The following is a 13,362-nucleotide window of genomic DNA, read 5'->3' on the forward strand; positions in this document are numbered from 1 at the left end:
TTTGGGGCCGGCGCGATCCAGTCTCCGGACAACGATTTCCACGTATCGAACGCGCGGGCCTCAGCCGGCCCGCCTCCGCTGTTCCGGCGCCGAGCCGGAGCAGCGAGCGGTCGCTCGAAGGTCTTGCGGACCTTCCGACACTGCGCGTGCGATGCGCCCATGAACCCAACGGCCGGCAAGACATCCGCAACTGGAGAACAAATGGCTTCGACTTCTGCTGATACCTATAGCCCCTCGCGCGACGATTTCGCCGCGATGCTCGACGAGTCCTTCGCAGGCGGCAACCTGCAGGAAAGCTCCGTCGTCAAGGGCAAGGTGGTTGCAATCGAAAAGGACATGGCCGTCATCGACGTCGGCCTGAAGACCGAGGGCCGCGTCGCCCTGCGCGAATTTTCCGGCCCCGGCCGTGACAGTGAACTGAAGGTCGGCGACGAGGTGGAAGTGTTCCTCGATCGCATCGAGAATGCCCTCGGCGAAGCCGTGCTGTCGCGCGACAAGGCGCGCCGCGAGGAGAGCTGGGGCAAGCTCGAGAAGGCGTTCCAGAACAACGAAAAGGTCAACGGCGTCATCTTCAACCAGGTCAAGGGCGGCTTCACCGTCGATCTCGACGGTGCCGTGGCCTTCCTGCCGCGCTCGCAGGTCGACATTCGTCCGATCCGCGACGTTGCGCCGCTGATGAACAACTCGCAGCCGTTCCAGATCCTCAAGATGGACCGTCGCCGCGGCAACATCGTGGTGTCCCGCCGCACGGTTCTCGAAGAGACCCGCGCCGAGCAGCGTCAGGAGCTGGTGCAGAACCTCGAAGAGGGCCAGGTCATCGACGGCGTGGTCAAGAACATCACCGATTACGGTGCGTTCGTTGATCTCGGCGGCATCGACGGCCTGCTGCACGTCACCGACATCGCGTGGCGCCGCGTCAACCATCCGACCGAGGTGCTCTCGATCGGCCAGACCGTGAAGGTCAAGATCATCAAGATCAACCACGAGACGCACCGCATCTCGCTGGGCATGAAGCAGCTGCTGGACGATCCCTGGCAGGGCATCGAAGCCAAGTACCCGCTGGGTGCTCGCTTCACCGGTCGCGTCACCAACATCACCGACTACGGCGCGTTCGTCGAGCTCGAGCCGGGCATCGAAGGCCTGATCCACGTCTCCGAGATGTCGTGGACCAAGAAGAACATGCACCCCGGCAAGATCGTATCGACCTCGCAGGAAGTCGATGTGCAGGTGCTGGAAGTCGATTCCGTCAAGCGCCGCATCTCGCTCGGCCTCAAGCAGACCATGCGCAACCCCTGGGAGGTCTTCGTCGAAGGCCATCCGACCGGTTCGGTGGTCGAGGGCGAGGTCAAGAACAAGACCGAGTTCGGCCTGTTCCTGGGTCTCGAGGGCGACGTCGACGGCATGGTCCATCTCTCCGACCTCGACTGGAAGCTTCCGGGCGAGCAGGTGATCGACAACTACAAGAAGGGCGACGTGGTGAAAGCCGTGGTGCTCGATGTGGACGTCGAGAAGGAGCGTATCTCGCTCGGCATCAAGCAGCTCGAAGGCGACCCCTTCGCCGAGCCGGGCGATGTCAAGAAGGGCGCGGTCGTGACCTGCGAAGTGCTCGAAGTGAAGGAGAGCGGTATCGAGGTGAAGATCGCCGGTACCGACTTCTCCACCTTCATCAAGCGCTCGGAGCTCGCGCGTGACCGCAACGACCAGCGCGCCGAACGCTTCGCCGTCGGCGAGAAGGTCGATGCCCGCGTGATCCAGTTCGACAAGAAGGCCCGCAAGGTCCAGGTGTCGATCAAGGCGCTCGAAGTCGCCGAAGAGAAGGAAGCCATCGCGCAGTACGGCTCCTCCGATTCGGGTGCGACGCTCGGCGACATCCTGGGCACCGCGCTCAAGAACCGCGACAGCAAGTAAGCGAAACGTCTGTTCCGCTGCATCGAAGCCCCGGCGCGAGCCGGGGCTTTTTTGTTGCGTCCGTAGCCCGGATGGAGCGAAGCGAAATCCGGGATTCGTGCAACGGAGGGACTTTTCCCGGATTGCGCTTCGAGACTGGGCAAGATTCTAACATCGAGTGAAGGTAGGATTCGGCATGACGAATCGTACCTTCAAAACCGGCGTCAGGCGGGATCAGCCGAGCCTTCTGCCGGCGCGGGTGGAAGATTATGTGGCCGGCGACAATCCGGTTCGGGTGATCGAGGCTTTTGTTGCAGCGCTTGACCTCGGGAAGCTTGGCTTCCGCCATGCCGGATCGAGCGGCGGGGCTGGACAGCCACCTTATGACCCGGCCGACCTGCTGAAGCTTTATCTTTATGGCTACCTGAACCGGATCCGGTCGTCGCGCAACCTGGAGCGCGAAGCCCGGCGCAATCTGGAACTGATCTGGCTGATGAAGCGCCTGGTGCCGGGCTATCGCACCATCGCCAAGTTCCGCCAGGAGAACTGGAAGACGCTCAAGGCGGTGAACCGGGAGTTTGTGCTGATGCTGCGCGAACTCGGTCTGATTGGCGGAGAGGTTGTGGCGATCGACGGTGCGTTTTTTGATGGCAACGCCAGCAAGGCGAGCATCAAAACGCAGCGCAAGCTCGCCAAGCGGCTGGCGGAGATCGAGCAGGATATTGAAGCCTATGGTGCCACGCTCGAGGCCAACGACAGCGCCGAGGTGGAACGTCCACCCGCGGGGCGGGATGGCGGAGGCGATGGCAGTCGCGGCGGAGACCTCGCACAAGAGGTGGCGGCGTTGATGGCCAAGCGCGCCAGCTTGCAGGCCGATCTGGCACGACTGGAGGAGAGCGGGCAGACGCAGCTGTCGCGAACCGATCCGGATGCCCGCCTGTTGTCGAAGAACGGCCAGGTGGTGGCAGGCTATAACGTTCAGATCGGCGTCGACGACAAGCACGCTCTGATCGCGGCGAGCGAGGTCGTCAACGACGGCAACGATAGCGGCCAGCTTTACGACATGGCCAAGGCCGCAAAGGACGAGCTTGGCGTCGAGACGCTGACGGTTCTCGCCGATACCGGCTACTACAACGGCCATACGCTCAAGGACTGCGAGGAGAACGGCATTGCCGCCTACGTTCCGCTGGCCAAGCGAACCACGCGGCTCGAAGCGCAGGATCGCATCAGCCATGAGGCGTTCGCCTACGACGCCGAAGCGGATGTCTATCGCTGTCCCGCCGGCAAGCAGCTGCGTCCCACGGACGGTCGCAAGACCAACGGCAACCGGATCGAGATCAGGTATGTCAGCCGCAAGTCAGATTGCGACGCCTGCCCGCTGCGCGCGCGCTGTGTCACCGTCAAGATCCCGACGCGCACCGTCCAGCGCTGGGAGCATGAAGCGGTGCTGGATCGGCATCGCGCGCGGATGCAGGGCGCCGAGGCCCAGATGCGCCGCCGCGCCGAACTCGCCGAACACCCCTTCGGCACCATCAAATGCCGGGCCGGCTACCGCCACTTCCTCGTCCGCGGCTTCGACAAAGTCTGTGGCGAATGGAGCCTGATGGCGCTTTGCTACAATTTCTCCCGAGTCCTCAGCATTCTCGGCCTCGACGCCTTCATGGCCTATCTGGCAAGCCGGCTTCCGCATTTGGCACTCTTGCTGCTCAACGCCATCACCGACATCACCGACATCATCACCCGGATACGGCCCGCTCCAGCGCCAATCCGAGCCCAAATCCGTCCAATTTTCCGATATGCCGCGTAAGCCGCGCCCAAACAAATACTTGCCCAGCCTCTTCGCTCCATCCGGACTACGCTGCTACCCGGTCACAGCCTTGTTTTCTTCAAAATGCGCCGCAATTGATGTATCCAGATAAGCTGTTGGTCACGCCGTGACGGCACAACGCGCCCAGCCATTCATTTTGGAGATATTCCGATGTCGCTCGATTCGGACATCATCGTCGATCGCCGCAGGATTCGCCGCAAGCTGACGTTCTGGCGCGTGACGGCCGCACTGATCGCGATCGCGGCGATTGCGAGCTTTGCGCTGATCGCGACACCTGGTGCGCGCGGCACGTTCGCATCTGCCGGCTCGATCGCCCGGGTCCAGATCGAGGGCCTGATCCGCAGCGACGCCGATCGCACGCAGGCGCTGGAGCGGCTGGAGAATTCGCAGGCCGCCGCCGTCATCGTTCACATCAACTCGCCGGGCGGCACCACCGCCGGCTCCGAACAGCTCTATGACTCGCTCACCCGGCTGAAGGCGAAGAAGCCGCTGGTCGTCGTGGTCGAGGGCCTTGCTGCTTCCGGCGGCTATATCACCGCGATCGCCAGCGACCATATCGTCGCCCAGCAGAGCTCGCTGGTCGGCTCGATCGGCGTGCTGTTCCAGTATCCGAACGTCACCGAGCTGTTGAAGACCATCGGCGTCAAGGTCGAGGAGGTGAAGTCGTCGCCGCTGAAGGCCGCACCCAACGGTTACGAGCCCACCAGCCCCGAGGCGCGCGCGGCGCTCGATGCGCTGGTCAAGGATTCCTACGCCTGGTTCAAGGGTCTGGTGAAGGAGAGGCGTGGCATGGATGACACGCAGCTCGAGAAAGTGGCCGACGGCCGCGTCTTCACCGGCCGCCAGGCGATCGATCTCAAGCTGATCGACCAGATCGGCGACGAGAAGACGGCGGTGACCTGGCTGGTCGAGCAGAAGGGCGTCAAGAAGGGCCTCAGCGTGCGCGATTACAAGCTCCAGCCGCGGTTTGGCGACCTGACGTTCCTCAAGACGGCCGCCGCCGTGACGCTGGAAGTGCTTGGTTTGGGCTCGATTGCGCACCAAATCGGACAGACCGGCGTCGCACAGGCGGTCGATCGGTTCGGAATGGATGGAATGCTGGCCCTGTGGCAGCCGGCCGCGTCAAATTGACGGATATGGGCGAGCGCTAGAGGGTTTTCCCGTGTGGCGGGTGCCGGGGCAGCCTGCTTTTTCGGCATTTGTCACGCATTTTCACGACGCCCACCCTTGATTTAGCGTCTTGACAGATCACGGTATTTTCACGGAAATGGTCATCCGCACGCTTCCGGGTCCTATCTCTCGATGATCAAATCCGAACTTGTTCAGCGTATCGCCGAGCACAACCCGCATCTGTACCAGCGGGATGTCGAGAACATTGTGAATGCGATTCTCGAAGAGATCGTAGCGGCCCTCGCACGCGGTGATCGCGTCGAGCTGCGCGGCTTCGGTGCCTTCTCGGTCAAGCATCGCCCGGCACGTGCCGGGCGCAATCCACGCACCGGCGCCCATGTGCCCGTCGATCAGAAGAGCGTTCCGTTCTTCAAGACCGGCAAGGAAATGCGCGAGCGGTTGAACCGTGACCATCCGGATCCCGGCGCGCCGGACTAAGGCCGACGTCAGGATTTGCCGCGGTCGCCCGTGATGCGGCCGGAAGCTTGATTCAAGGCGAGCGAAGCGAGATGCGAAAGTTCCTGACCGCGCTGATCGTGCTTCCGCTGGGCCTGATCCTGGTGGTCTTCGCCGTCGCCAACCGGCACCTCGTCACCGTCTCCTTCGATCCCTTCATGTCGGCCGACCCCTCGCTGTCGGTCACCTTGCCGCTGTTCCTGCTCTTGATCCTGGTCGCCGCCCTTGGCGTCCTTGCGGGTGGATGCGCCGTCTGGTTCGGCCAGCGGCGTTGGCGGCGCGCCGCGCGACGGAATGATGCGGATGCACGGGCGGCCAGGGGCGAACTGGCCGATCTGCGGGCCCGAATGACCGCCACACGGCCCGAGTCCCAGCGCCTCCCCGTCCCCTCGGGGCTCGGCCTTTACGGGTCCGTCGGGCGAGACAAGCAGCGCGCGACGTTGTAGAAGCGGCCGCAACCGAAAGCCCTGTTTTCCGGCCGCAGGCCCGCGGCCTCCATTTGCTTTGAGACCATGTCCCTGCTCGTCAAGATCTGCGGCCTGTCCACGCCCGAAACGCTCGAAACGGCGCTCGAGGCGGGTGCCGACATGGTGGGGTTCGTGTTCTTTCCGCCGTCGCCCCGGCACCTGTCGCTGGATGCGGGACGCGCACTCGGCCGCCAGGTGAAGCGGCGCGCGCTCAAGGTCGCGCTCACCGTCGATGCCGACGATGCCACGCTCGACAACATCATGGACGCGCTATCGCCGGACATTCTCCAGCTCCATGGCCAGGAGAGCGTCGCGCGGCTCCGCGACATCAAGCAGCGGCTTGGCCGTCCGGTGATGAAGGCGGTGCCGGTCGCAACCGCGGCCGACCTCGCCGTGTTGCCCGGCTACGCCGCGATCGCCGATCGCATCCTGTTCGACGCGCGCGCACCGAAAGAAGCAACCCGCCCCGGCGGTCTCGGCGCCCCCTTCGACTGGCATCTGCTCGAAAATCTCGATCTGAAACTGCCCTACATGGTCTCGGGCGGGCTTGACGCCGACAACGTCGCGGAAGCCGTTCGCGTCACCCGCGCCGGTGGTGTCGACGTCTCCTCCGGAATCGAGAACGCTCCCGGCGTGAAAGATCCTGAGATGATCAAGGCCTTCATTCGCGCCGCGCGCGCCAGCCAAGATACAAGCCAAGAGTTGAGTGTTCGATGAACGTCGCCAAACCAAACTCCTACCGCAGCGGCCCCGACGAGCGCGGACATTTCGGCATTTTCGGCGGCCGCTTCGTCGCCGAAACCCTGATGCCGCTGATCCTCGATCTGGAGAAGGCCTACACCGCGGCCAAGGCCGATCCGGCGTTCCAGGCCGAGATGAACGGCTACCTCAAGAACTATGTCGGCCGGCCCTCGCCGCTCTATTTCGCCGAGCGCCTGACCGAGCATCTCGGCGGCGCCAAGATCTACCTCAAGCGCGAAGAGCTCAACCACACCGGCTCGCACAAGGTGAACAACGTGCTCGGCCAGATCATGCTGGCGCGGCGCATGGGCAAGAAGCGCATCATCGCCGAGACCGGCGCCGGCCAGCATGGCGTCGCCACCGCGACGCTGTGCGCGCGCTTCGGCCTCGAATGCGTGGTCTATATGGGCGCCGTCGACGTCGAGCGGCAGCAGCCCAACGTCATCCGCATGGAGATGCTGGGCGCCAAGGTGGTCCCGGTGCAGTCGGGCACGCGCACGCTGAAGGACGCGATGAACGAGGCACTGCGCGACTGGGTCACCAACGTGCACAACACCTTCTATTGCATCGGCACGGTGGCGGGTCCGCATCCCTATCCGACGCTGGTGCGCGACTTCCAGTCGATCATCGGCAACGAGACCAGGACGCAGATGCAGGAGGTCGAGGGACGCCTGCCGGATTCGCTAGTCGCCTGCATCGGCGGTGGCTCCAACGCGATGGGCCTGTTCCATCCGTTCCTCGACGATCCCTCGGTCGAGATCTTCGGCGTCGAGGCCGCCGGCCATGGGCTCACGCAGCTGCATGCGGCGTCGATCGCGGGCGGGCGGCCCGGCGTGCTCCATGGCAACCGCACCTATCTCCTGATGGACGCCGACGGCCAGATCCAGGACGCGCATTCGATCTCGGCCGGCCTCGATTATCCCGGGATCGGCCCCGAGCATTCCTGGCTGCACGAGATCGGCCGCGTGAACTATCTCTCCGCAACCGACGACGAAGCACTCGCCGCGTTCCAGCTGTTGTCGCGGCTCGAAGGCATCATTCCGGCGCTGGAGCCGGCGCACGCCATCGCCAAGGTGATGGAGCTCGCGCCGAAGCGGCCTCGGGATCACCTGATGGTCGTCAACCTCTCCGGCCGCGGCGACAAGGACGTCCCGCAGGTCGGCGACATCCTGAGGGGCAAGAGCAAGTGACCACGCGTATCGACACCCGTTTTACCGAGCTGAAGAAGCAAGGCCGCTCGGCTTTTGTCACCTATGTGATGGCCGGCGATCCCGATCTCACGACGTCACTCAATATCGTCAAGGCGCTGCCCAAGGCAGGTGCCGACGTCATCGAACTCGGCATTCCCTTCACCGATCCGATGGCGGATGGTCCCTCGATTCAGGCGGCAGGTCTGCGCGCGCTCAAGAATGGCATGACCTTGAAGAAGACGCTGGAACTGGTGCGCGACTTCCGCAAGGACGACAACGTCACGCCGCTGGTGCTGATGGGCTATTACAATCCGATCTACATTTACGGCGTCGACAAGTTTTTGGCTGATGCCAAGACATCAGGCGTTGACGGCCTGATCATCGTCGATTTACCGCCGGAGGAAGACGACGAGCTCTGCATTCCCGCGCTGAAGGCGGGCCTGAACTTCATTCGCCTCGCGACCCCGACCACCGACGACAAGCGCCTGCCCGCGGTGCTCGCGAACACATCAGGCTTTGTCTATTACGTCTCTATCGCCGGCATCACGGGTGCAGCGGCGGCTGACGCCAATGCCGTTGGTGAAGCTGTCGCGCGCATCAAGCGGCATACCAAGCTGCCAATCTGCGTTGGTTTTGGCATCCGCACGCCGGAGGCGGCGCGCGCCATTGCCGAGAAGGCCGATGGTTCGGTGGTCGGCACCGCGCTGGTCGACGCGCTCAAGAACAGCCTCGATGCCGAGGGACGGGCGACCGCCAAAACTGTTAACGCCGTGGCTGAGCTGACGGCGGCCCTCGCCCAGGGCGTCAAGGGCGCGCAACAGGCGGCGGAATAGGCCATAATTCCGCTTCCGCGGCGGTCGACACGGCGGCTTGCCGGGCAACGGCCCGGCCGCCATATATCTCTTCAGGCGATTCCCGGGGGCGGGTTCGCACATCGGAGCAAACCATGAACTGGCTTACCAATGTGGTCCGGCCGAAGATCCGCAACATGCTGCGGCGAGAGACGCCGGAGAATCTGTGGATCAAGTGTCCGGATTCCGGACAGCTCGTGTTCTACAAGGACGTCGAGGCCAACCAGTTCGTCATCCCTGGCTCGAACTACCACATGCGCATGGGCGCGGTGGCCCGGTTGAAGTCGATCTTCGACAATGAGACCTGGTACGACGTCGCGCTGCCCGAGGTCACGGCCGACCCGCTCAAGTTTCGCGACGAGAAGAAATACGTCGATCGCGTCAAGGATGCCCGTGCACGGACCAACCTCAACGACGCGATCAAGGTCGGCTACGGCAAGCTCGAGGGCGCTGCGGTCGTCGTCGCCGTACAGGATTTCGACTTCATGGGCGGCTCGCTCGGCATGGCCGCGGGTGAGGCCATCGTGCGCGGGCTCGAGCTTGCGGTCGAGAAGAATTCGCCGTTCATCGTGTTCGCCGCATCTGGCGGTGCGCGCATGCAGGAAGGCATCCTGTCGCTGATGCAGATGCCGCGCACCACCGTTGCGGTGCAGATGCTGCGCGAGGCCAAGCTGCCCTATATCGTCGTGCTGACCAACCCGACCACCGGCGGCGTCACCGCATCCTATGCGATGCTCGGCGACGTGCAGATCGCCGAGCCCGGCGCGCTGATCGGCTTCGCCGGCGCGCGCGTGATCGAGCAGACGATCCGCGAAAAGCTTCCCGAGGGTTTTCAGCGCGCCGAGTATCTGAAGGAGCACGGCATGGTCGACATGGTCGTGCATCGTCACGAATTGCGTCCGACCTTGGCGCGGCTCTGCCGCCTGCTGACCAAGGCGCCGGCTCAGGAAGGCGCATCGAAGTCCGTGCAGCCGGTCGCGAGCCCGGCGCAGATCGTATCGGCCGCCGAGACGGCGCCGGCCGCGCCGCACGCGTGAACGCGTCCCCTGACAGCACAAAGACGCCGCTCGGCGAAGTGATCGAGCGGCTGTCGGCCCTGCATCAGAAACGCATCGATCTCGGGCTCGAGCGGATGCACCGCCTGCTCGCGCGGCTCGACCACCCTGAAAGCAAGCTGCCGCCGGTGATCCACATCGCCGGCACCAACGGCAAGGGCTCGACGCTGGCCTATCTGCGCGCGACGCTGGAAGCCGCCGGCCTGCGCGTCCACGCCTACACCTCGCCTTATCTCGTCCGCATCAACGAATGCTTCCGGCTCGGCCGCGTCGGCGGCGGGGTGCTGGTCGGCGACGACGAGTTGCGCGCGGCTCTGGAAAAGGTCGAGCGCGTCAATGCCGGCGAGGCCGCGACCGTATTCGAGCTGAAGACCGCCGCCGCCTTGCACCTGTTCGCGCAGAATCCGGCCGATGTGGTGCTGCTCGAAGTCGGCCTCGGCGGCCGGCTCGATTCGACCAATGTGGTCGACACGCCCGCGGCCTGTGTGATCACGCCTGTCAGCATGGACCACATGGATTTCCTTGGGGACACGCTGACCTCGATTGCCGGCGAGAAGGCAGCGATCATCAAGCGCGGCGTGCCCGTGATTTGCGCCGAGCAGATGCCGGAAGCGATGGCCGTGATCGAGGCGCAGGCCAAGCGCATGCGCGCGCCGCTGTTTGCCGCGAACGAAAGCTGGCACGTCAATGTCGAGCGCGGGCGCCTGGTCTATTCCGATGATCGCGGCCTGATGGATCTCGCCGCGCCGCGCCTGTTCGGCCGCCACCAGTTCGACAATGCCGGCCTCGCGATCGCGACGCTGCGCGCGGTCCCCGCCTTCAAGGTCAGTCACGCCGCGTTCGAGGCCGGCATCGTCGGTGCGGAATGGCCGGCACGGATGCAGCGCATCACCTCGGGCGAGCTGCTCGCTCTCGGGCCGCGGGGCTCGGAAATCTGGCTCGACGGCGGCCACAATGCCGAGGGCGGCCGCGTCGCGGCGGCGGCGCTGGGCGATCTCGAAGAGCGGGTATCGCGGCCGCTGGTCGTCATCGCCGGCATGATGGCCAACAAGGACGCGCAGGGTTTTCTCGCCAATTTCGCCGGCCTCACCCGCCACATCATCGCGGTGCCGATTCCCGATACCGAGAACGCGATGCCGGCCGACCGTCTCGCGGACGCCGCGCGCAGCCTCGGCATGCGCGTCGAGCCCGCGCCCGGCATCGAAGCCGCGCTGCGCGCCTTGGCGAAGCTTGCCTATGAGGTGCCACCGCGCATTCTGATCACCGGCTCGCTGTACCTGGCTGGCCACGTGCTGGCGATCAACGGCACGCCTCCTGCATAGACGGTCTCGTGTCCCGGACAAGGCGCATCGCGTAAAACGATGAGCCGCAGAGCCGGGACCCAGAATGTCGCAACATGGGCCTCGGCTGAGCAGCGCACTGTTTCACGCTGCGCTACGTCCGGGGCAGGAGTGAATACCAATGCGTTTTGCCGCGATTGCCGACGTCCACGGAAATTACCTCGCCCTGGAAGCGGTGCTCGCCGACATCCGCGCGCTGGGGATCGCCGACATCGTCAATCTCGGCGACATGCTGAGCGGTCCGCTTGATGCGCGCCGCACCATCGAGATCTTGATGAGGCTCGACGCCGTGCACGTGCTCGGCAATCACGACCGCTATCTGCTCGACCGTCCGCCGGAGAAGATGGGCTCGTGGGATCGTCCCGCGCATGCGCAGCTCGATGCCGCACACCTCGACTGGCTGCGCGCACAGCCGATGACGCGCGTCTTCAGCGACCAGGTTTTCCTCTGCCACGCGACGCCTGACAACGATGAGGTCTATTGGCTCGATACCGTGCACCCTGATGGCACCGTGGCGCTGTCGCCGCTCGATCGCATCGAGCAGTTCGCGCAAGGCATCACACAGTCGCTGATCCTCTGCGCCCACACCCATCTCGCGCGCGCCGTGCGGCTGCGCGACGGCCGCCTAATCGTCAATCCCGGCAGTGTCGGCAGCCCCGGCTATCGCGACGTGCATCCATTCCCGCATGTGGTCGAGGCCGGCACGCCGCACGCGCGCTATGCGATCCTCGAACTCTTCGATGGTGCGTGGCAGGTGACGTTCCGCCATGTCGCGTACGATCATGAGGCCATGGCGGCGCTGGCGCGGCGCAACGGTCAGCCGGAACTGGCGAACGCGCTCGCGACGGGATGGATCAAATAGGCGTCTCGTGCGCCGCTCGCCACCTGGGCTACGGGCGCGTCAACAGCTTCATCGGGTCTGCCGCCTTCTGCTTCAGCTGCTCGAAGCTGCATTGCCGCGGTGCCTTGTCGGGGCGCCAGCGCAGGATCGAGGTGCCGTGGCGAAATCGTTCGCCGCTGAAATGGTCGTAGCAGATTTCGATCACCAGCCTTGGCTTCAGCGGACACCATTTCGCCGAACGTTCGGTCGACCAGCGGCTCGGCCCGCCCGGCGCATTGCCGGTGAAGCCGGGCTCGGCAATCAATGCTTCGAGCCGGTCGGTCAGATCAGGCTTCTCCTCCGCCTTGATGGCCGAGGTGAAGCCAACATGGTGCAGCAGGCCCTCGTCGTCATAGAGCCCGAGCAGCAGCGAGCCGACGACGTTCCGGCCCGCGATCTTGTTGGTGGCGTAGCGGAAGCCGCCAATGACGCAATCGGCGCTGCGGAATTTCTTGATCTTCTGCATGCCGTCGCGATTGCCTACCTGATAGGGCAGGTCGACGCGCTTGGCGATGACGCCGTCCGAGCCGCCGCCGGATTGCGCCAGCCATTTTCTGGCCGTGGCGTAGCTCGTCGTGAACGGCGAGAGGCGGAAGATGCTGCCTTTCAGATTGGTCTTCGCAAAAGCTTCCAGCGCCGGCCGGCGCTCGCTCAGCGTCTTCTCGGTCAGATTTTTCTGCTTGGCCGTCGCGAGCAGATCGAAGACGAGGTAGAGCGCCGGGGTGTCCTGCGAGAGTTTCTTCACGCGGCTCGCGGCCGGATGAATGCGCTGCAAGAGTGCATCGAAGGAAAAACTCTTGCCGTGCGGCACGACGATCTCGCCGTCGAGCGTGAAGCGATCCGCCTTCAGCTTCAGCGCCGCGGCGACGATCTCGGGGAAATAGCGCGCGAGGTCCTCGCCGGATTTCGAGCGCAGGTCGATGCGGCTGCCATCACGCGACAGCAGGCAGCGGAAGCCATCCCACTTGGGTTCATATTGCCACTCCTTGCCGCGCGGGATCTCGTCGACCGAGCGCGCCTCCATCGCTACGAGCGAGGTCGATCTTCGGGCGCGCTTCGCGGGTGGGGCTGGCAAGGGCGGGACTCGTCATACGCAGGACATGTCCCATCAACGCAAACGGCCGGCATTTCGCCGGCCGTTGTCGGAAAAAATTGAGAGCGACGCGAATCAGACCGCGGAGGTGATCCATTGCTGCAGCTTCGCCTTCGGCGCCGCGCCGACCTGGCGGGAGGCCATCTCGCCGCCCTTGAAGATCATCAGCGTCGGGATCGACATCACGCCGTACTTGGACGCGGTCTTCGGGCTCTCGTCGACGTTGAGCTTCACGATCTTGACCTTGTCGCCCATCGCGCCGGCGATCTCGTCGAGGGCGGGCGCGATCATGCGGCAGGGGCCGCACCACTCCGCCCAGAAATCGACGACCACGGGGCCGTTCGCCTTGAGCACTTCGGCTTCGAAATCGGCGTCGGAAACCTTGCTAACGGCCATTGGAGTAC

General features: G+C 64.5%; 13 protein-coding genes. 11 read left to right on the top strand and 2 right to left on the bottom strand.

What is annotated here, in order from left to right:
* Window positions 1-201 precede the first annotated feature (201 nt).
* The 11 genes from rpsA (at window position 202) to NLM27_RS34410 (ending at window position 11,847) form a co-directional block, all read left to right on the top strand.
* Window positions 202-1,908 (top strand): 30S ribosomal protein S1, encoded by a 1,707-nt coding sequence (rpsA, locus tag NLM27_RS34360; protein WP_254147487.1) that lies wholly within the window; start codon window positions 202-204, stop codon window positions 1,906-1,908.
* A 175-nt stretch (window positions 1,909-2,083) separates the two neighbouring features.
* A complete protein-coding gene (locus NLM27_RS34365) occupies window positions 2,084-3,694 on the top strand; it encodes an IS1182 family transposase (protein WP_254142551.1) in 1,611 nt (536 codons plus the stop codon).
* 171 nt (window positions 3,695-3,865) lie between these two features.
* Complete coding sequence (gene sppA, locus NLM27_RS34370; protein ID WP_254147488.1) at window positions 3,866-4,846, top strand: signal peptide peptidase SppA; 981 nt, start codon at window positions 3,866-3,868, stop codon at window positions 4,844-4,846.
* Window positions 4,847-5,017: 171 nt separating this feature from the next.
* Window positions 5,018-5,323 carry an integration host factor subunit beta gene (locus NLM27_RS34375; protein WP_007598410.1) on the top strand — a complete coding sequence of 102 codons (306 nt, stop codon included), beginning with the start codon at window positions 5,018-5,020 and terminating at the stop codon, window positions 5,321-5,323.
* Window positions 5,324-5,394: 71 nt separating this feature from the next.
* Window positions 5,395-5,787, top strand: a complete 393-nt coding sequence (locus NLM27_RS34380; protein WP_254147489.1) for a lipopolysaccharide assembly protein LapA domain-containing protein — start codon at window positions 5,395-5,397, stop codon at window positions 5,785-5,787.
* A 66-nt stretch (window positions 5,788-5,853) separates the two neighbouring features.
* The gene (locus tag NLM27_RS34385) at window positions 5,854-6,525 is read left to right on the top strand and encodes a phosphoribosylanthranilate isomerase (protein WP_254147490.1); all 672 of its coding nucleotides are present in this window, start codon (window positions 5,854-5,856) and stop codon (window positions 6,523-6,525) included.
* The gene (trpB, locus tag NLM27_RS34390) at window positions 6,522-7,739 is read left to right on the top strand and encodes a tryptophan synthase subunit beta (protein ID WP_254147491.1); all 1,218 of its coding nucleotides are present in this window, start codon (window positions 6,522-6,524) and stop codon (window positions 7,737-7,739) included. The genes NLM27_RS34385 and trpB overlap by 4 nt, the downstream gene beginning before the upstream one ends.
* Window positions 7,736-8,572, top strand: coding sequence for a tryptophan synthase subunit alpha (trpA, locus tag NLM27_RS34395; protein WP_254147492.1), 837 nt, complete (start codon window positions 7,736-7,738; stop codon window positions 8,570-8,572). The genes trpB and trpA overlap by 4 nt, the downstream gene beginning before the upstream one ends.
* Before the next feature lie 113 nt (window positions 8,573-8,685).
* Entirely contained in the window at window positions 8,686-9,627 is a 942-nt protein-coding gene (gene accD, locus NLM27_RS34400; RefSeq protein WP_254147493.1) for an acetyl-CoA carboxylase, carboxyltransferase subunit beta, read from the top strand.
* Window positions 9,624-10,967: a glutamate ligase domain-containing protein gene (locus tag NLM27_RS34405; protein ID WP_254147494.1), complete on the top strand. Its 1,344-nt coding sequence runs from the start codon at window positions 9,624-9,626 to the stop codon at window positions 10,965-10,967. The genes accD and NLM27_RS34405 overlap by 4 nt, the downstream gene beginning before the upstream one ends.
* Before the next feature lie 139 nt (window positions 10,968-11,106).
* On the top strand, window positions 11,107-11,847 hold the full coding sequence (locus NLM27_RS34410; RefSeq protein WP_254147495.1) for a metallophosphoesterase: 741 nt from the start codon (window positions 11,107-11,109) through the stop codon (window positions 11,845-11,847).
* 28 nt (window positions 11,848-11,875) lie between these two features.
* Here the strand turns inward: NLM27_RS34410 and NLM27_RS34415 are convergent, their stop codons facing one another.
* Together NLM27_RS34415 and trxA are read right to left on the bottom strand one after the other, a co-directional pair.
* The gene (locus tag NLM27_RS34415) at window positions 11,876-12,889 is read right to left on the bottom strand and encodes an ATP-dependent DNA ligase (protein WP_254149002.1); all 1,014 of its coding nucleotides are present in this window, start codon (window positions 12,887-12,889) and stop codon (window positions 11,876-11,878) included.
* Between the two features lie 144 nt (window positions 12,890-13,033).
* Complete coding sequence (gene trxA, locus NLM27_RS34420) at window positions 13,034-13,354, bottom strand: thioredoxin (RefSeq protein ID WP_008540017.1); 321 nt, start codon at window positions 13,352-13,354, stop codon at window positions 13,034-13,036.
* Window positions 13,355-13,362: the final 8 nt, after the last annotated feature.

The sequence above is a fragment of the Bradyrhizobium sp. CCGB12 genome (genome assembly GCF_024199845.1).
Lineage (GTDB): Bacteria > Pseudomonadota > Alphaproteobacteria > Rhizobiales > Xanthobacteraceae > Bradyrhizobium.